This is a genomic window from Porphyrobacter sp. AAP60 (genome assembly GCF_001296025.1).
GTDB lineage: Bacteria > Pseudomonadota > Alphaproteobacteria > Sphingomonadales > Sphingomonadaceae > Erythrobacter.
In genome coordinates this window covers 356,028-373,552 of the sequence record NZ_LJHV01000002.1, presented here as the reverse complement: position 1 = coordinate 373,552, position 17,525 = coordinate 356,028, and the positions used below count along the sequence as shown (strand labels likewise).

Here is a 17,525-nt window from a genome sequence, read left to right as displayed (position 1 = left end):
CGTTTTGTGCCAGCCACCGTTCGGGCTGAGCTTGTCGAAGCCCTGCTTTTTCTTCACTTGCGAGGCAGAGGTCATGCAATGAACACCAAACCAGAACTCCGCCGCTCTCTGCGCGCTGCGCGCAAGGCCCATGTGGAGGCACTGCCGGATTCGATCCGCGGGCTGCTGTTTCACAGGCCGCCTGCGCCGATCGCAGCGCGTGTCCCGTCCGACGCGGTGATAGGGCTTTATCATTCCGGCCCATACGAAGCACCCGCGCAGGGCTATGCCCGGTTCTTCCATGAAGCCGGGCACGCCATCGCCCTGCCCCGGTTTGAGACCCGCGATTCGCCGATGGTCTTTGCCCGCCACACCGATCCTCACGCACACAGCGATCTTGCGCCCGGCCCGTTCGGCATGATGCAGCCAGCGAGCGATGCCGAACTGTTGATCCCCGACATCCTGTTCGTCCCATTGATCGGTTTCACCGCCGAGGGGCAGCGTCTTGGACAGGGCGGCGGGCATTATGATCGCTGGCTGGCGGAACATCCGGCGCGCCTGACCATTGGGATGGCGTGGGACGTGCAGCTGTGCGCCTCCTTGCCACTTGAACCCCATGATATGCCGCTAAACGCGGTTGTCACCCCAACCCGCATTTACGGAATCAGCTGATGCGTGAAACCCCGACCTGGCGAATTCCCTTCGGCATCATCAGCCTGTTCATCGGGCTGATCGTCTATGGCGTGATCATCGCCCGTTACGCCCCCGGTATCATCGGAAGCTGGCCGGGCCTGGCGCAAACGGTTGTTTATGTGGTGCTGGGCCTGATCTGGCTGTTGCCGCTCAAGCGGTTCCTGATCTGGATGGAAACCGGCAGCTGGAGCCCGCCCGTGTCAGGCGAACCGCAGGAATAACCTGCGGCTTTCAAGGATCAATGCGTCTGGGGGATGGGCCACTTCCCGCTTGGGGAAAGTGGCGCGAGTGACGGGGCTCGAACCCGCGACCTTCGGCGTGACAGGCCGACGCTCTAACCAACTGAGCTACACCCGCGCATTGTTTCCTCCGGAGCGTTTCGGCGATGCCGTCCCGCTCGTTGGAGCAGCGCCATTAGGGCGGTCGCTTCGGGCTGTCAACGCCCTCCGCGCACCCGCCGGCGCAATATTTCAAGTCAATCCACCAGCAGCAACGCCGGGGTTTCGATCAGGCGCTTGATGCCCTGAATAAAGCTTGCCGCATCATGGCCATCAACCACGCGGTGATCGCAGCTGATCGAGATATTCATCAGCTTGCGCTTGGCGATTCGTTCGCCGCCCATGCCGTCGGAAACGAACATCGGGCGTTCGACAATGCGGTTGGGGCCGATGATCGCAACTTCCGGACGGTTGATCACGGGCGTGGTCGCCACCCCGCCCAGCGGGCCGAGCGAGGTGACCGTCAGGGTCGATCCGGAAAGCTCCTCCGATGTCGCCTTGCCGCTGCGCGCGGCCTCGGCCAGACGCCCGATTTCACGCGCCAGCTGCCACAGATTGCGGCTTTGGGCGTCGCGAATCACCGGCACCATCAGCCCGGCATCGGTCTGCGCCGCCATGCCGAGGTGGATGCTGCCATAACGCGTCACCACATTCGCCTCGTCATCGAAGCGCGCATTGATCATCGGGAATTGCGGCACCACTTTGCAGATCGCGGTAATCAGCAACGGCAGCATTGTCAGCTTGGGGCGATCGCCACGGCCTTCGTTCAGCTGGGCGCGCAGCACTTCGAGATCAGTGACATCGCATTCCTCGACATAGGTGAAATGCGGGATGTTGCGCTTGGCGGCGGCCATGTTCTGGGCAATGCGCTTGCGCAGGCCGATCACCTTGATCGACTCGTCAGCGCGCACCTTGCCCGCCGCTCCGAAACCGCTGCCTGCGTTGTAGGCGAGGAAAGCATCCAGATCGCCGTGGCGCACGCGGCCATCCTCGGCAGGCTTCACCTCGGCCAGGTCCACGCCCAGATCGCGCGCACGCTGGCGCACGGCGGGGCTGGCGAGAACTTTCGTATGGGCCTCTGGCGCTGACGCGGGAGCAGGTGCGGGTGCGGTTGAGGCCGCCTCTTCCGCTCCTTCGGCATCGGACATTTCGTTTTCAATCTGGTCGGCGCTCGCTTCTGCCTCGGCTTCTGCCTGTGCTTCTGCCTGTGCATCGCCCTCTATCGTCGCTTCGGCCTTGGCTTCGGGTTCCGGCTCAGCCTCACCCTCGCCATCGGCCTCGATCACCAGCAGCATCGCGCCGATGGCGATGGTGTCACCCACCTCGCCCGCCAGCGCGACCACGGTTCCGCCCACCGGGCTTTCGATATCGATGGTCGCCTTGTCGGTCATCACATCGACAAGGTGCTGGTCTTCCTCGACCCGGTCACCGATCTTGACGTGCCACTCGACGATTTCCGCCTCGGCCACGCCTTCGCCCACGTCGGGCATATTGAATGTGAACTTGGCCATTGGGGTCAGTCCTTCAGAAGCTTGTCGATGGCCTCGCCGATGCGGACAGGGCCGGGGAAATAGGCCCATTCGAGGCTGTGGGGATAGGGCGTGTCAAAGCCGGTCACACGTTCGACCGGGGCTTCGAGATGGTAGAAACAGCGTTCGGTCACCAGCGCGGAAAGCTCTGCGCCAAAGCCGGACGTGCGGGTCGCCTCGTGCACGATCATGCAGCGGCCGGTTTTTTCGACCGAAGCTTCGATCGCCTTGATATCCAGCGGTACCAGCGTGCGCAGATCGAGGATATCGGCATCCACGCCCTTTGCCTCGCACACCGCCTGCGCCACGTGCACCATGGTGCCATAGGCCAGCACGGTCAGCGCCTCGCCTTCACGTAAGTGCCGCGCCTTGCCCAACGGGATGCGATAGTAACCTTCGGGCACCACAGAATCGGGGTGCTTTTTCCACGGTTCGACCGGCTTGTCGTAAAAGCCGGTGAAGGGGCCGTTGTAGATCCGTTTGGGTTCGAAAAAGATCACCGGATCATTGTCTTCGATCGCGGCAATCAGCAGGCCCTTGGCATCATAGGGCGTTGCCGGGATCACCGTTTTCAGGCCCGAAACATGAGTGAACAATGCCTCGGGGCTCTGGCTGTGGGTCTGCCCGCCGAAAATCCCGCCGCCGAAGGGTGAGCGCACCGTCATCGGCGCGATGTAGTCGCCCGCCGAACGGTAACGCAGCCGCGCCGCTTCGGAAATCAGCTGATCGAGGCCGGGGTAGATGTAATCGGCAAACTGGATTTCGGGCACCGGGCGCAGACCGTAAGCCCCCATCCCCACTGCCGCGCCGATAATCCCGCATTCGCTGATCGGCGTATCGAACACGCGGTTCTTGCCGTGCTTGGCCTGCAATCCGGCGGTGGCGCGGAACACCCCGCCGAAATAGCCGACATCTTCGCCCATGATGATCACATCGGGATCGCGGGTCAGCATGATATCGAGCGCTTCGTTGATCGCCTCGATCATGTTGATCCGGCGCTCAGGTGCATCGGCGGGCGCGTCGGCGGCGATGGCATCGCCAATGTTTGCGGTCTTCTCGCTCATCCGAAAGGCCTTTCGCTGCCGAACTTGGTAATGCGTTCGCGGATTGCCTGTTCGGCCTGTTCCTCAAGGTGCCAGGGCAGCTCTTCGTAGACATCCTCGAACATGGTGTGGAACGGGTGGTGGAGGCCATGGCCGAGGATGCCGTTCTTTTCGGCTTCCTTGGTGACGGCCTTGACCTGCTCGGCGCAGGCAAGATCCATCGCCGCGTGGCGATCCTCGTCCCACTCACCGATTGTAATCAGGTGCTTTTTCAGGCGCGTGACCGGATCGCCCAGCGGCCATTCCTCGCGTTCCTGCGCGCTGCGATAGCCGCTGGGATCATCGGAGGTGGAATGGCCTTCGGCGCGGTAGGTGAAGTATTCGATCAGGGTTGGCCCGTGGTTGCCGCGCGCCCGGTTTGCGGCCCATTCGGCTGCGGCATAGCAGGCCAGCGCGTCGTTCCCGTCCACCCGCAGCGCGGCGATGCCATAACCCAGCCCGCGCGCAGCAAAGGTGGTGCGTTCGCCCCCGGCAAACCCGCTGAAGCTGCTGATCGCCCATTGGTTGTTGACCACGTTGAGGATCACCGGTGCATTGTAAACGGCGGCAAAGGTGCAGGCAGCGTGAAAATCGCCTTCGGCTGTGGAGCCTTCACCCACCCAAGTCGCAGCAATGCGGCTGTCGCCCTTGATCGCCGATGCCATCGCCCAGCCCACCGCCTGCGGGCATTGGGTGGCAAGGTTGCCGGAAATCGAGAAGAAGCTGTGCTCGCGGCTCGAATACATGATCGGAAGCTGGCGGCCCTTCAGCTTGTCGGCACGGTTGGAATAGATCTGGTTGATCATCTCCAGCAACGGGTATCCGCGCGCGATCAGGATGCCCTGCTGGCGGTAGCTGGGAAAGATCATGTCATCGCTCGCCAGCGCCATCGACGATGAGACGCTGGTCGCCTCCTCGCCAGTGCACTTCATGTAGAAGCTGGTCTTGCCCTGCCGCTGCCCGCGAAACATGCGTTCATCAAAGGCCCGCACCATCGCCATGTGGCCGAGCATGGTGCGCAACATTTCGGGATCGAGCCGGGGGTTCCACGGGCCATGCGCCTGATTATCATCGCCCAGCACCCGCACGAGACTGTAGGCAAGCTCGCCCATTTCCGATGGGTGCGCAGCTTCATCCGGTCGCGGCTGCCCGCCTGCCGTACCGACATCGATATGGGCGAAATCCACCGGATCGCCGGGACGATAGGTCGGTTCCGGCACATGCAGCGCGAGTGCGGGGCGATTGGTATCTGCCGGTTTCGCAGTGTCGGCCATGGCGGCGCTCTCCCCGTGCTGGCACCTGCGCGCATGCGGGTGCGATCATTGCTTGAATACGTATTTTTATTTCAACGCCGGGGAGCGGTCAAGCGCGGTGCGCAGTATGGGCCTAGACCGCAACAGGGGCACTGATCGGCGGTAGCGGGGCGTAATCATGCACCACGAAATCCTCGATCCGGTAATCGAATATTGTTTCAGGCTTGCGGGTGATCTCGAGCACCGGACGGCCATGCGGCTCGCGGGTGAGCTGTTCTTCGATCAGATGCGCATGGTTGAGATAAAGGTGCACATCGCCCCCCATCCACACCAACTCGCCCGGCTGCATCCCCACCTGCTGCGCGATCATCCGCGTCAGTAGCGCGGCCGACCACAGGTTGAACGGCAGGCCCAGCGCGACATCGCAACTGCGCTGATAGAGCAGGCAATTCAGCCGAGCGTCCGCACCCTCCCCTGCGACATGGAACTGGTAGGTCTTGTGGCACGGCGGCAAAGCCATCCGGTCAAGCTCGGCCACGTTCCACCCTTCGATGATGTGACGGCGGCTGCCGGGGCTGGCGCGCAGCGATTCGATCACGGCAGACACCTGATTGATCCCCTCGCCCTTTTCGTAAAGGCCGTCCGCGCGGTAACGGTAGGTCGGCCAATCGACCCATTGTTTGCCGTAGACCGGCCCCAGATCGCCCCAGCGCAGCGCAAAAGCCTCGTCATCCGCGATCCGTGCGACAAAATCTTCAAGCCCGATCTGATCGCCCGTTTCGCGCACATAATCGGCATGCGGCCACTCGTTCCAGATCTTAACGCCTTGCAGCACCAGTGGGCGGATATTGGTGCTGCCAGTCAGAAACCACAGCAATTCGCGCGTCGCGGTTTTCCAATACACCCGTTTGGTGGTGAGCAGCGGCATCGCCCCGCCCGCCAGATCATATCGCAGCATGCTTCCGCAAACCGAACGGGTGCCGATGCCGGTACGATCGATCCGCTCGCTGCCCCCCTCCCATATGCTGCGCATCAGGTCGAGATATTGCTGCTCGGGATGCGGATCGGCCGGGTCGGAAAAGGGAATCGCTGGGCTCGCCATGTGGGTGACTATAGGTGCGCAATTGTCCGCTTGCCACCCCGCCCTGTCCCTCCTATAGGGCGCGCCTTGCCTCGATCCGCAGGGGTTTTTGCCCTTGCGGAGCCGACACGGTCGGGGAGTAGCTCAGCCTGGTAGAGCACTGTCTTCGGGAGGCAGGGGCCGGAGGTTCGAATCCTCTCTCCCCGACCAATTTCGGCGCCTGGCGCCCCCCACTCATCATCTCACCCGCGCCGCGTTGGATAGAAGCGTGCATCCGCACTATCGCGACGCACCCCCATTGACTCCGACTGCCGCCGTGATATTTTGATATTTCTCGAAAGGTGGTTCAATGGACGATCACGCAACACAGGTCTGGGCAGTCGACGCCTTGGGCGCGCTGGCGCATGAAACGCGGCTTGCCGTGTTCCGGTTGCTGGTCACGGCCGGGCCGGATGGCATGATTGCCGGCGCCATTGCCGAACGTCAGGGCGTGCCGCCGTCCACCATGTCGCATCATCTTGCCACGCTGGAACGCGCCGGACTGGTGCAATCCGAGCGTGAAAGCCGTCTGATCCACTACCGCGCCGATTATCAGGGCATGCGCCGCCTGATGACCTTCCTGATGCAGGATTGTTGCGGCGGCGCGCCTGAAATGTGTTCCGGCCTGATGGCCGGACTGACCTGCGAACCCGCGGCCGGAGGCTGATGATGTCCGATAACCCCTTCACCGTGCTGGTGCTGTGCACTGGCAATTCCGCCCGCTCGATTCTTGGCGAGGCGCTGTTCAATCATCTGGGCGCGGGCGAAGTGCGAGCCTTCAGCGCCGGCAGCAAGCCCAAGGGCGTGCCCCACCCCGGCGCGCTGCGGTTGCTGGAACGGCGCGGAATCGACACAACGGCCTTCCGGTCGAAATCCTGGGACGAATTCACCGGCACCGATGCGCCCGCGATTGATCTTGCCATAACCGTATGCGGCAATGCTGCGGGCGAGGCTTGCCCCGTGTTTCTCGGCAGCCCGCTGAAAGCCCACTGGGGCCTGCCAGATCCCGCCGACGTGACCGGCACCGATGCGCAGGTCGATGCCGCTTTCGAAGAAACCTGGCGCCTGCTGGAAATGCGGGTGCGGGCATTTCTCGCCATTGACCGGGCGGCGATGGACAAGGCGGCATTGCAGTCTGCTCTGGCCGAAATCGGCGCGATGGAAGGTGCGGCATGACTGCCGCCGCATCCCCGCTCGGCCTGTTCGAGCGTTACCTTTCGGTCTGGGTGCTGCTTGCCATTCTGGGCGGGTTGGGACTGGGGCTGGCTGCACCCGGTGCCGTCGGCGTGCTTGCCGGACTGGAATATGCTTCGGTCAATCTGGTCGTGGCGGTGCTGATCTGGGCGATGATTTTCCCGATGATGGTCGGCGTCGATTTCGCCAGCATCAAGGACATTGGCAAAAAGCCCAAAGGGCTGGTGATCACGCTGGCGATCAACTGGCTGGTCAAGCCGTTCACCATGGCGGCCCTCGCCGTGCTGTTCTTCGACTACATTTATGCAGACCTGCTCCCCCGCGCCGATGCGCAGGAATATATCGCCGGGCTGATTCTGCTGGGCGCCGCGCCCTGCACCGCGATGGTGTTCGTGTGGTCGCAGATGACCCGCGGAGACCCGGCCTATACGCTGGTGCAGGTATCGGTGAACGATCTGGTGATGATCATCGCCTTTGCGCCGCTGGTGGCGCTGCTTTTGGGCGTGACCGACATTGTCGTGCCGTGGGAAACGCTGCTGCTTTCGGTCGCGTTGTATGTCGTGATCCCGCTGGTGGCGGGGGCGTTGACCCGCAGCCGTGTAATTGCAGGCCATGGCGGCGATGCGGCGGCGGTCGATGCTTTCACGGCCATGCTGAAGCCGTGGTCGATCATCGGCCTGCTGGCGACGGTGGTGCTATTGTTCGCCTTTCAAGCAGGCACGATCATCGGCAATCCGCTTCTGATTGCGCTGATCGCCTTGCCGATCATCATCCAGTCTTACGCCATCTTCGCCGCCGCCTATGCCTGGGCTTATGCATGGCGCGTGCCGCACACTATTGCTGCACCCTGCGCGCTGATCGGCACTTCCAACTTCTTTGAACTGGCCGTGGCAGTGGCGATCGGGCTGTTCGGCCTTTCGAGCGGCGCGGCGCTGGCCACGGTGGTGGGCGTGCTGGTTGAAGTGCCGGTGATGCTGTCGCTGGTGGCCTTCGCCAACCGCACCCGTGCCCGCTTTCCCGGAGAAGCAGCATGACCGAATATACACGCCTGCGCACCCTGCCCGATCCGGCACATCTTCCTGCGCTCAAGCCGGAATATGTCCACGCCCGCCCGGCGCTGGGACTTGGCGCGCTCGATCCGCCGCCGCGCGTGCTGCTGCTCTATGGATCGCTGCGCGAGCGGTCTTTCTCGCGCCTGGCTGCCGAGGAAGCGGCGCGGTTGTTGCAATTCTTCGGCTGCGAGACGCGGATCTTCGATCCCTCGGATCTCCCCCTGCCCGACCTGCACACCGCCGACGATCACCCGGCAGTGCACGAACTGCGCGAACATTCGCTGTGGTCGGAAGCGCAGGTGTGGTGCAGCCCGGAACGGCACGGAACGATCACCGGGATCATGAAGGCGCAGATCGATCACCTGCCGCTCGCCTATCAGGGGATGCGCCCGACACAGGGGCGCACCCTGGCGGTGATGCAGGTGTGTGCCGGATCGCAGAGCTTCAACACCGTCAACGCCCTGCGCATTCTGGGCCGCTGGATGCGGATGTTTACCATCCCCAACCAGTCCTCAGTCGCCAAAGCCTATATGGAGTTCGACGAGGCCGGACGGATGAAGCCATCTGCCTATTACGACCGGATTGTCGATGTGATGGAGGAACTGGTGCGGTTTACCATACTGATTCGGCCTCATGCCGCGCAGATGGTGGATCGTTATTCCGAAAGGGTTGACGCAGATCGCCCGGTTTCACCGGCCAGCGGGATCCTAGGATCGATCAGCACAAAAGGCTGAAGCGAACTTTACCGCCATTTTCAACGGATAAACACAGATGCTTAAACGAAAAAAGCCCCGGTTTCCCGAGGCTTTTTATCAAAAAGCGCGACGCCGTATTAGCGACCGCCCAAGAGAAGCGAGAAGTAGCCCCACATAATTTTTCTCCTATCAGCGGCAATTGCTGTAGGACCTCTTTAACACATTATTAACCTTAATCAAGCGTTAACTACGCTCCGTCCGCCGCACATCATTGCCAGCAGATCGGGCATCGCAATCGCTGGGGAAAAGAGATAGCCTTGCGCATGGTCGCAGCCCATTGCCAGCAAGGTGGCGGCGACCGACTGCTGCTCGACCCCTTCGGCCACAACGATCTTGCCGAGCGAATGGGCAATCTCGATCGTCGCCCTAACCACAGCCAGGCTTTCGTCAGACGTCGCCATGTGCTGTACGAACTTCTTGTCGATCTTCAGCTCGGAACTGGGCAACTTTTCGATATATTCGAGGTTCGATTGGCCAGTGCCGAAATCGTCGATCGAAAGGCAGATGCCGCGCTGTTTGAGTGCCTTGATCTGCGGAGCAATGCGTTCGTCTTCCAGCTTGGCGGTTTCGGTAAGTTCAAGGGTCAGGTTTTGCGGCGGGAAGGCGTGCCGGCCCAACATCGTCATGATATCGAACAGCAGATGCGTATCACTCAGGCTTTTGGCTGACATGTTGACCGCCAGCTTGAAAGCCGGGTCCAGCGCGATCGCCTGCTTGCCGTCAGCCAGCGCAGCCTCCATCACGACTAGCGTCAGCTCATTAATGCGGTCGCCCGCTTCGGCTGCCAGCACCAACTCCTGCGGATTGACGTAATCGCCGCCGTCAGGCTGCCAGCGAATCAGCGTTTCCGCGCCGACAATCCGTCCGCTCCTGAGATCGACCTTCGGCTGATAGGCGACTGTGATGCTGCGTTCGCGCAGACCTTTTTCCAGCACGCGGAGCAATTCCATCCGCTGGTTGCGCGCTTCGAGATGCGCCGCATCATTGATAATGAACCGCGCACCGCGTGATCCAGCCTCTTCGGCGGCCTGCATCGCTTTGCGAATGCGCTGGCTGAGCGGCAAGGCATGGTTGGTATCGATCCCCAGCGCCGGGCCGGTGCTGGCTGACCGCCAATCATGGCTGATGGCGGTCTTGAGCATCAGCGCAAGTCCGTCAGCATGACGCTCCAAGTCGTCGACAATCATGCGCGGGGCGAGCCACACCAGAATGTCACGTTCGAACGCGACGTCTCCCGTATCGCCCGGCCCTTTGACATAGGCAATCAGCGTGTTGACGAATTCGCCCAGTTCGCGCGCGCTCCAATCATCGGATATTTCGGACAGGCTGGCGATCTTGAGCGCGTAGACATCGCTTTCGCTGTTCGCTTTGTCAGAACTGATTGCCGAAGTCGTCATCGCATCGACTTCGCTGCTATAGTACTTGTGAGCGAGCCGCTTGAATCCGATGCCGGCCCACAACAAGGCAAGCACGGCGGGCATGATGTCCACATTGATGCCGAATTCGTCGAACAATAACGGGATGAACAGCAGGCCGACTCCAACCCCGAGAAGACTGCGCGTCGATTTTGTGCGACCGAGCATAAGCGCGAAGATAGCGATCCCGGCGACAAGCATAGCCGGATACCACATGAAGTCTGCTGGCACCCCGCGCTTGAGCGTATGCGCACCCATGATGTGGAAATAGGCTCCGGCCACACGCCCGTCGCGTAAGGGCATTAGATGGTAATCGGAGGATTCGTAGTAGCTTGACCCGACAACCACGGCCTTCCCTGCAAGTACAGTTGCCGGAACGCCGCCGTTCAGCACATCGATGTAGCTGAAGGTGGGTATGGTTCTAGGATCGAAGGCATAGTCCGGACGGTATTTTCTCTCCGGCCCATCATAACCAGCCAGCGCAGCCGACAAGGACGGGTGCGAAACGCCAGCTAGCCCGACCTTAGTAAAAAGTGTCAATGAAAGGCGAAATGGAGACCCTATCGCATTCATCGCAGCCAGATTGGCGTTTTCACGAAACTCCTTAAGGGGGACGATCTCATCAACGATTTGAAATCCGACTTCATGCTTTGGCGAAAAGCCCAGCCATACCTTGCCCTTGTGGCGCTCCAGCGTGCGTGCAAACAGCGCATCGGCCTTCGGGTTTTCGGGATCAGCGTGGGCGCGGTCGAAGGCGATGCGTTCCACCCCCGAGGCGAAGAGCCTGTCGATCAACTGGCTATCGTGCACCCGCGAAGGCTTGTCGCGATTGAAAGCGTTGAGCGTCTTGTCGTCAATCGCGATCATCGCGATGTCTTGCGGTGCAGGGCGGCTCCTGATTTCGGCGCGCACGGCCCGGTAGAAGTCCTCTGCCGGAAGCGGCAATTCGATCGCAGCGGACACCAGCCCGAACAAAACCGCCAGCGCGGCCACTTTGGCACGTTTGCGGCGCAGCAGGCTGCCGACGCCGCCCGGGTTGCGCGCAAGAAGCTGCGGGATACCGGCAGCAGCATCGCCCGCAGGGCCAAAGCCGCGGCGCAAGTTTTGTATCAGTGACTTATTAGATCCGAGCATGAACCGCGCTGTGTCCCAAGGGAAACCTCGGGTTAACCCTAGGCCGCTTTGGTTAACGCATCGCAAAGAAACCCGGATTGCAACCCGCAGCGCTTTCAGATCGCTTCGGCAGCAGCAACACCAAGCGTAATAGTCAGCAGCCCCAGCCCCAAAGACAGGTGCCAGCGCAAGCGCATGAAATCGGGCGCGGCAAAGCCCAAAGCCCGGTCGATCAGCGGCGATCCCAGGATCAGCGCGCCCAGATACATCAATGCAGGGCCGGGCCATTCCCACCCGAACGACCACGGCATAAACAGCGCGACGGCCAGCAGGCTTGGCATCACGGCCACCATATAGGCCCCGGCGGTGGCAGGTCTGCCCGATCCGGCACTCTGCACAGCCTGCCCCCACCACACCCCGCCCAGAAAGCTGAAGATGGCTGCTGCATAGGCATATCCGCCCGCCAGCGCGGAAAAGCGCCATTCATGCCCGGTCACAACCATCGCAACGCAGAATATCTGCGGCAGCAGCCCGGCATAACCCAGCACGCGGGCCGTGTTCGAAAGCGAAGGCGGGGTTGGAGATGATTGATCGGTCATCCGGCCTTAAACCCTGCCGAGCGCCGTGGTTCCCGCATCTCTTGCAGGGCGCCGCCGATTGCGCCAGTTGCTGCTTCATGGAACTGTTCGATCTATCGGGCCGCACGGCCATCATCACCGGCGGCAATGGCGGGCTGGGCCTTGCCATGGCACGCGGGCTGGCCAAGGCCGGCGCCAATATCGCGATCTGGGCGCGCAACGCGGACAAGAACGCCGCGGCGCGCGAAGAACTGCGTGACCTTGGCAAAGGCCAGATCATCACCCTCGCCTGCGACATCGCCGATGAAGCCGGCATCGAAGCCGCGATGGCCGCCACGCTGGAAGCGCTGGGGCGGGTCGATATCTGCTTTGCCAATGCCGGAATTTCGGGCGCAGGCACCGCAATCCCCGATATCACGGCGGACGGATGGGATCACACCATGGCGGTCAACACCCGCGGCGCGGCGCTGGTTTACAAGCATGTCACCCGACACATGATCGCCCGCGCCAAAGATGGCGATGCGGGCGGAAAGCTGATTGCGACATCATCGGACCAGTCGATCATGGGGGTCAACCGATCGTCGGACTATGCCGCGTCGAAAGCAGCGCTGAACGGGCTCACCCGTGCCGCCGCGTTTGAACTCGCGCGCCACCGGATCACCGCCAACGCGCTGTTGTTCGGATATTATGAAACCGACATTACCGCGAAAGCAGATCCCAGGTTCGGTGAATGGATGGCAAAACGGATCCCGCTGCGCCGCCCCGGCGATCATGCCGGGCTGGAAGGGCTGGCGGTGTTTTTCGCCTCGTCGCACTCGGATTACATCACCGGGCAATGCCTGCCGGTTGACGGCGGCTTGTGCATTAGCTGACCGGCCCCATTTCAGCAGGAACGCTGGCGCGTCCAAGCCGTTGCCAGCGAAAGCCTCTCGCAAATGGAACTCCCCTCCCCGTGGCCGACGACAACATCCCTGACTTCGATAAGCTTCCCGAAGATCGCAATCGCCAGCGCGCCGTTCCATCGGGTCGAATTGCGCGCTTCGGCACCTTCGGGCGACTGGTTGGCGGGGTGGCGGGCGGCATGGTGGCCGAAGGCGCCCGGCGGCTGGCAAGCGGCGAAGGCATCAACGCCCGCGACCTGATCCTGACCCCCGGCAATGTCCAGCGCATGACCGACCGCCTGTCGCACTTGCGCGGCGCCGCGATGAAAATGGGGCAGATGATCAGTCTGGATGCAGGCGATTTCCTGCCAGAGGAACTTTCCAAGATCCTCGCCACCTTGCGCGATCAGGCCAATTTCATGCCGACCAAGCAGTTGGATGCCGTCTTGCGTGCCGAATGGGGGCCGGATTGGCGCAAGCAGTTCCGCTGGTTCAACCCCCGCCCCATCGCCGCCGCCAGCATCGGACAGGTGCACAAGGCCCTTACCCGCGATGGCGAGGAACTGGCGATCAAGGTGCAATATCCCGGCATTGCCACCAGCATCGATAGCGATGTCGATAATGTGATGACCCTGCTGAAGGTCGCAGGATTCGCACCGCCCGAACTCGAAATGGAAAAGCTGATGGCAGCGGCCAAACAGCAGCTTCATGAAGAGGCCGATTACACCCGCGAAGGCGAACAGATGGCGCTGTACCGCGAAAAGCTGGCAGGCACCCCCGGCTTTGTCGTGCCGCGCCTGCATGAGGGGCTGACGCGCGGATCGATCCTGGCGATGAGTTTTGAAGACGGTGTCAGCATCGAAGAACTCGGCAATGAACCACCTGATCGCCGCGACGAGGTATTCGCCCGGCTGATCCGGCTGGTTGCGCGCGAATTGTTCGATTTCGGCGTGATGCAGACCGATCCCAATTTCGCCAATTTCCGGTACCGGCGCGATACGGGCGAGATCATCCTGCTGGATTTCGGCGCGTGCCGCCCGGTCGATCCGGCAGTGGCAAACGGCTATCGCAACATGCTGCAGGCGGGATTACAGGGCGATGCTGCCGAAGTACTCGCCGCAACAATCGAAGCCGGTTTCATGATGCCGATCGTCGCCGAAAAGCATCCCGAACGGGTCAATCGCATGATTGAAATCGTCGTCAACGAAATGCGCGAGGATGCACCGTTCGATTTCGGGGACCGCGCCTTTATCCCGCTGCTGCGCGACGAAGGCTATGCCATCGCGCAAGACAAGGACACATGGGCCTTTCCGCCGATCGAAACACTTTTCGTGCAGCGCAAGGTTTCGGGCACAGCCCTGCTGGGTGCGCGTCTTAAAGCGCAAGTGAATATCCGGCGGATCACCGAAGAGGTTCTGGCCAGCACATCGCCCGCGCCTGCTCAAGCCGCCTGACGGGCCTGATTTGGTATGGTTCCAGCCCCGCGCCAGCTTGCTCCAGACCCCTTCTAGACCCCCTCTAGGCCCGTCTTGGTCTGATTTTCAGTGCCCTTGCGGCATGTTTCACGTGAAACATTGGCAGTCCGGAATGGACAATTGCGCGGGCTTGTCATAGAGGCGCGAAATGCTCGGGGGGGTCAATCACAACATATCGGTGCTTTTCGTGTGCCTTGGCAATATTTGCCGGTCACCGATGGCTGTGGGCGCCTTCATCGCCTCGGCGCGGCTGCGTGGGCTGGAATGCCCGGTCGATTCGGCCGGAACCGCCGCCTATCACCTTGGCAGTCCGCCCGATCCCCGCGCGATTGCGGTCGCGGCAGCGCATGGCATCGATATCACAGGGCAAACGGCCCGGCAGGTCGAGCGGGATGATTTCTACCGCTTCTCCCACATCATCGCCATGGACCGCGCCAATCTCGAAGGCCTGCGCGCCCGCGCGCCGCGCGATGGAACTGCGCAATTGGCCTTGCTGATGGATGTGGTGGACGGGCGACGGGGCGACGGGGTGGTCGATCCCTACCATGGCGACGCCGAAACCTTCGCTGCCACGTGGGATGACATCAGCCTCGGCGCAACTGCCTGGGTGCGCCGCCTGATGCACAGCGGGCACGATTTGCAGGTCTAACCCCCGCGCAGCAACTGGACGCCCCAGTCACGCTCGAACAGATAAAGCAGCAACCGCGCCGCCTCTCCGCGAGGGCTTGTAAGGCCGCCGTCCCGCTCCATCAGCAACCGCGCATCGCCGTGAGCGACCGGCAGAAGCTTCTGCATCTGTTCAAGATTGGCGATCCGGAAAGCCGCCTCCCCCGATTGCCGCGTGCCGAGCAATTCGCCCCCGCCGCGCAATTCCAGATCCTCCTCGGCGATCCGGAACCCGTCCTGCGTTTCGCGCATCAGCGCCAGCCGCGCCCGCCCCGTTTCCGACAGGCCAGACCCCCGCAGCAGCAGGCAGGTGGACTTCTCCGCCCCCCGCCCCACCCGTCCGCGCAGCTGGTGCAGCTGGGCAAGGCCGAAGCGTTCGGCCTGTTCGATCACCATCAGCGTGGCGGCAGGCACATCAACCCCGACCTCGATCACCGTCGTTGCCACGAGCAACCGCGCCTGTCCGCTGGCGAAACGCTCTATCCCGGCGTCCTTGATTTCCGGGCGCAATTGCCCGTGGACCAGCACCACCGCATCGCCAAACCGCTCCTTCAGCGCGGCATAGCGGGCCTCGGCTGCGGCAATATCGGCAAGGTCGGGCACGCCGTCGATCTCGCGCACCATCGGGCACACCCAATAGGCTTGCTGCCCGCTGGCAAGGTGGCGTTCGACCCCGGCGACGACCTCGTCCATCCGGTCTTGCCCGACCACGCGGGTATCAATCGCCTGTCTGCCCGGCGGCAATTCATCGAGGCGGCTGACATCCATCTCGCCATATTGCGCCAGCGTCAGCGAGCGAGGGATCGGAGTGGCGGTCATGGCCAGCGTATGCGGCGCGCGGCGGCCCTTTGCCGCCAACGAAAGCCGCTGCGCAACGCCGAACCGGTGCTGTTCATCGATCACCACAAGCCCCAGATCGCGGTAATTCACCGTGTCCTGAAAGATCGCATGAGTGCCGACGAGTATCTGGATAGAGCCGTCCATCAGCCCCATCAGTATGCTCTCGCGCTCACGCCCCTTCGCCCGGCCGGTCAGCAGTGCGATCTCCACCCCGGTGGGGCCGAGCATCTTGCGCAGCGTTTCGAAGTGCTGCCGCGCCAGTATCTCGGTGGGTGCCAGCATCGCCGCCTGCTTGCCTGCCTCTACCGCGATCAGCATTGCGTTGAGTGCCACAACGGTTTTGCCCGCACCGACATCGCCTTGCAGCAGCCGCAGCATCGGCGCTTCCTGCGCCATGTCGCCTTCGATCTCGGCGATGGAGCGGGTCTGCGCGCCCGTCAGCGCAAAGGGCAATTGCAGCTTTCCGCGCAACACACCGTCGCCTGCCAGCGCCTGCCCCTTCCGCCTGCGCCCCTCGGCCTTGACCAGCAGCAGCGCAAGGCTGTTCGCCAGCAGTTCGTCATAGGCGAGCCGGTCACGCACTTTTTCGTTGGTTGTTTCATGCCCCAACCGCAGCGCATCGCGCCACGCGGGCCATCCCGCCTTGGCCAATTGTCCCGGTTCGATCCATTCGGGAAGTTCGGGCAAACGCGCCAGCGCCTGTTCGACCAGACCCGCCACCTTGGGCTGTGTCAGCCCTTCGGACAGGCGATAGACCGGCTCGCTCAGCCGCCCCATATTGGCGGCGCTGTCCACCTCGATATGATCGGGATGCACGATCTGCAGCATGTCGCCATAGCGGTCGAGCCGTCCGGCGATCCAGCGCTGCTCGCCCACGGGGAGCAGCTTTTTCGCGCCATAGGCCGCCTTGCCGAACCACGTCAGCGCGCAGATATTGCCCGCCGCATCCTGCGCCAGCACGCGGTACGGCCCGCGGCTTCCAGGCCTTGGCGCCCGGTGTTCGATCGGAGTGAGCGCGATGATCACCTGCTCGCCTTCGCTACCCGCATCCAGATCGGCGATCGCATGACGGCTGACGAAACGTTCGGGCAGGTGATAGGCGACATCCTTGACCCGCGTCAGGCCAAGCTTCTCCAGCGGCTTCATCACCTTCGGCCCGACGCCTTCCAGCGACTGGACTTCAGCGAACAACGGATTGAGAGCCTCGGGGCGCATGGCGGTTCGCTAACATCACTCAGGCATCATTGCGAGTTGAAGACGCGCAGACCTGTGGCTAGGTGGAGCGCATGACCGACATACCCTCTTCTGGCCCAACCTTCGAACAACGTCTCGCCCGCGCCAAGTTCCGCGCCTGGCATCGCGGCACGCGCGAGGCCGATTACATGATCGGCGGTTACTATGATCGCTATCATGCGAGCTGGAGGGAAGCGGAACTGGCGTGGTTCGAAGCCCTGCTTGACGAAGATGATGTCGATGTGATGGCCTGGGCGCTGGGATCGCAGCCTGCACCAGACCATCTGGCGGGTGATCTGCTGACGACGATGCAAAAACTCGATTACGTCGATATTCCGCGCTGAGCGCTGGCGCTGCGCGGGAACGCTTTGGGCCCGCGCGGCTTGACT

17 protein-coding genes and 2 tRNA genes are annotated in these 17,525 nt (G+C 62.4%); 11 read left to right on the top strand and 8 right to left on the bottom strand.

Annotation, left to right across the window (positions count from 1 at the left end; translation table 11 throughout):
- The first annotated feature begins 78 nt into the window (after positions 1 to 78).
- Complete coding sequence (locus IP79_RS02285) at positions 79 to 651, top strand: 5-formyltetrahydrofolate cyclo-ligase (RefSeq protein WP_054117616.1); 573 nt, start codon at positions 79 to 81, stop codon at positions 649 to 651.
- Positions 651 to 893: a DUF2842 domain-containing protein gene (locus IP79_RS02280; protein WP_054117615.1), complete on the top strand. Its 243-nt coding sequence runs from the start codon at positions 651 to 653 to the stop codon at positions 891 to 893. Before IP79_RS02285 ends, IP79_RS02280 begins: the two co-directional genes overlap by 1 nt.
- Before the next feature lie 59 nt (positions 894 to 952).
- On the opposite strand, the gene IP79_RS02275 is transcribed toward IP79_RS02280, so the two are convergent.
- From IP79_RS02275 to thyA, 5 genes are all read right to left on the bottom strand, one after another.
- A tRNA-Asp gene (locus IP79_RS02275) sits at positions 953 to 1,029 on the bottom strand.
- Positions 1,030 to 1,147: 118 nt separating this feature from the next.
- The gene (locus IP79_RS02270; RefSeq protein ID WP_054117614.1) at positions 1,148 to 2,461 is read right to left on the bottom strand and encodes a dihydrolipoamide acetyltransferase family protein; all 1,314 of its coding nucleotides are present in this window, start codon (positions 2,459 to 2,461) and stop codon (positions 1,148 to 1,150) included.
- Positions 2,462 to 2,466: 5 nt separating this feature from the next.
- Entirely contained in the window at positions 2,467 to 3,543 is a 1,077-nt protein-coding gene (locus IP79_RS02265; protein WP_054117613.1) for an alpha-ketoacid dehydrogenase subunit beta, read from the bottom strand.
- Positions 3,540 to 4,835, bottom strand: coding sequence for a thiamine pyrophosphate-dependent enzyme (locus IP79_RS02260; RefSeq protein WP_054117612.1), 1,296 nt, complete (start codon positions 4,833 to 4,835; stop codon positions 3,540 to 3,542). The genes IP79_RS02265 and IP79_RS02260 overlap by 4 nt, the downstream gene beginning before the upstream one ends.
- Before the next feature lie 112 nt (positions 4,836 to 4,947).
- Positions 4,948 to 5,916 (bottom strand): thymidylate synthase, encoded by a 969-nt coding sequence (gene thyA / locus IP79_RS02255; protein ID WP_054117611.1) that lies wholly within the window; start codon positions 5,914 to 5,916, stop codon positions 4,948 to 4,950.
- Positions 5,917 to 6,028: 112 nt separating this feature from the next.
- Here thyA and IP79_RS02250 point away from each other — a divergent pair.
- The 5 genes from IP79_RS02250 to arsH all read left to right on the top strand — a co-directional run bounded on the left by IP79_RS02250 (position 6,029) and on the right by arsH (position 8,914).
- Positions 6,029 to 6,105: transfer RNA gene (locus IP79_RS02250), tRNA-Pro, on the top strand.
- 139 nt (positions 6,106 to 6,244) lie between these two features.
- The gene (locus IP79_RS02245) at positions 6,245 to 6,601 is read left to right on the top strand and encodes an ArsR/SmtB family transcription factor (protein WP_054117610.1); all 357 of its coding nucleotides are present in this window, start codon (positions 6,245 to 6,247) and stop codon (positions 6,599 to 6,601) included.
- Positions 6,602 to 6,603: 2 nt separating this feature from the next.
- Positions 6,604 to 7,110, top strand: coding sequence for an arsenate reductase ArsC (locus IP79_RS02240; RefSeq protein WP_054117609.1), 507 nt, complete (start codon positions 6,604 to 6,606; stop codon positions 7,108 to 7,110).
- Positions 7,107 to 8,162, top strand: coding sequence for an ACR3 family arsenite efflux transporter (gene arsB / locus IP79_RS02235; RefSeq protein ID WP_054117608.1), 1,056 nt, complete (start codon positions 7,107 to 7,109; stop codon positions 8,160 to 8,162). The genes IP79_RS02240 and arsB overlap by 4 nt, the downstream gene beginning before the upstream one ends.
- Positions 8,159 to 8,914, top strand: coding sequence for an arsenical resistance protein ArsH (gene arsH, locus IP79_RS02230; RefSeq protein ID WP_054117607.1), 756 nt, complete (start codon positions 8,159 to 8,161; stop codon positions 8,912 to 8,914). The genes arsB and arsH overlap by 4 nt, the downstream gene beginning before the upstream one ends.
- Positions 8,915 to 9,111: 197 nt before the next feature.
- On the opposite strand, the gene IP79_RS02225 is transcribed toward arsH, so the two are convergent.
- Both IP79_RS02225 and IP79_RS02220 read right to left on the bottom strand, forming a co-directional pair.
- Positions 9,112 to 11,451 carry an EAL domain-containing protein gene (locus IP79_RS02225; RefSeq protein WP_054117606.1) on the bottom strand — a complete coding sequence of 780 codons (2,340 nt, stop codon included), beginning with the start codon at positions 11,449 to 11,451 and terminating at the stop codon, positions 9,112 to 9,114.
- Positions 11,452 to 11,579: 128 nt separating this feature from the next.
- Positions 11,580 to 12,062: a DUF3429 domain-containing protein gene (locus tag IP79_RS02220; protein ID WP_054117605.1), complete on the bottom strand. Its 483-nt coding sequence runs from the start codon at positions 12,060 to 12,062 to the stop codon at positions 11,580 to 11,582.
- Positions 12,063 to 12,139: 77 nt separating this feature from the next.
- Between IP79_RS02220 and IP79_RS02215 the strand changes: the two genes are divergently transcribed.
- The 3 genes from IP79_RS02215 (at position 12,140) to IP79_RS02205 (ending at position 15,046) form a co-directional block, all read left to right on the top strand.
- A complete protein-coding gene (locus IP79_RS02215; protein ID WP_054117604.1) occupies positions 12,140 to 12,913 on the top strand; it encodes an SDR family NAD(P)-dependent oxidoreductase in 774 nt (257 codons plus the stop codon).
- Positions 12,914 to 12,993: 80 nt separating this feature from the next.
- A complete protein-coding gene (locus IP79_RS02210) occupies positions 12,994 to 14,376 on the top strand; it encodes an ABC1 kinase family protein (protein WP_082336959.1) in 1,383 nt (460 codons plus the stop codon).
- 169 nt (positions 14,377 to 14,545) lie between these two features.
- Positions 14,546 to 15,046, top strand: coding sequence for a low molecular weight protein-tyrosine-phosphatase (locus IP79_RS02205; RefSeq protein ID WP_054117603.1), 501 nt, complete (start codon positions 14,546 to 14,548; stop codon positions 15,044 to 15,046).
- On the opposite strand, the gene recG is transcribed toward IP79_RS02205, so the two are convergent.
- Entirely contained in the window at positions 15,043 to 17,118 is a 2,076-nt protein-coding gene (gene recG / locus IP79_RS02200) for an ATP-dependent DNA helicase RecG (RefSeq protein ID WP_054117602.1), read from the bottom strand. The two genes, IP79_RS02205 and recG, sit on opposite strands and share 4 nt — an antisense overlap.
- Positions 17,119 to 17,189: 71 nt before the next feature.
- On the opposite strand from recG, the gene IP79_RS02195 reads away from it, so the two are divergent.
- Entirely contained in the window at positions 17,190 to 17,480 is a 291-nt protein-coding gene (locus IP79_RS02195; RefSeq protein WP_054117601.1) for a succinate dehydrogenase assembly factor 2, read from the top strand.
- Positions 17,481 to 17,525: the final 45 nt, after the last annotated feature.

Bases quoted from the DNA above. Each gene is read 5' to 3' on its own strand.
- IP79_RS02205 (WP_054117603.1), top strand. From the start codon at position 14,546: ATGCTCGGGGGGGTCAATCACAACATATCGGTGCTTTTCGTGTGCCTT.
- IP79_RS02260 (WP_054117612.1), bottom strand. From the start codon at position 4,835: ATGGCCGACACTGCGAAACCGGCAGATACCAATCGCCCCGCACTCGCG.
- IP79_RS02220 (WP_054117605.1), bottom strand. From the start codon at position 12,062: ATGACCGATCAATCATCTCCAACCCCGCCTTCGCTTTCGAACACGGCC.
- IP79_RS02215 (WP_054117604.1), top strand. From the start codon at position 12,140: ATGGAACTGTTCGATCTATCGGGCCGCACGGCCATCATCACCGGCGGC.
- IP79_RS02245 (WP_054117610.1), top strand. From the start codon at position 6,245: ATGGACGATCACGCAACACAGGTCTGGGCAGTCGACGCCTTGGGCGCG.
- IP79_RS02285 (WP_054117616.1), top strand. From the start codon at position 79: ATGAACACCAAACCAGAACTCCGCCGCTCTCTGCGCGCTGCGCGCAAG.
- arsH (WP_054117607.1), top strand. From the start codon at position 8,159: ATGACCGAATATACACGCCTGCGCACCCTGCCCGATCCGGCACATCTT.
- thyA (WP_054117611.1), bottom strand. From the start codon at position 5,916: ATGGCGAGCCCAGCGATTCCCTTTTCCGACCCGGCCGATCCGCATCCC.
- arsB (WP_054117608.1), top strand. From the start codon at position 7,107: ATGACTGCCGCCGCATCCCCGCTCGGCCTGTTCGAGCGTTACCTTTCG.
- IP79_RS02195 (WP_054117601.1), top strand. From the start codon at position 17,190: ATGACCGACATACCCTCTTCTGGCCCAACCTTCGAACAACGTCTCGCC.
- IP79_RS02240 (WP_054117609.1), top strand. From the start codon at position 6,604: ATGTCCGATAACCCCTTCACCGTGCTGGTGCTGTGCACTGGCAATTCC.
- IP79_RS02280 (WP_054117615.1), top strand. From the start codon at position 651: ATGCGTGAAACCCCGACCTGGCGAATTCCCTTCGGCATCATCAGCCTG.
- recG (WP_054117602.1), bottom strand. From the start codon at position 17,118: ATGCGCCCCGAGGCTCTCAATCCGTTGTTCGCTGAAGTCCAGTCGCTG.
- IP79_RS02270 (WP_054117614.1), bottom strand. From the start codon at position 2,461: ATGGCCAAGTTCACATTCAATATGCCCGACGTGGGCGAAGGCGTGGCC.
- IP79_RS02265 (WP_054117613.1), bottom strand. From the start codon at position 3,543: ATGAGCGAGAAGACCGCAAACATTGGCGATGCCATCGCCGCCGACGCG.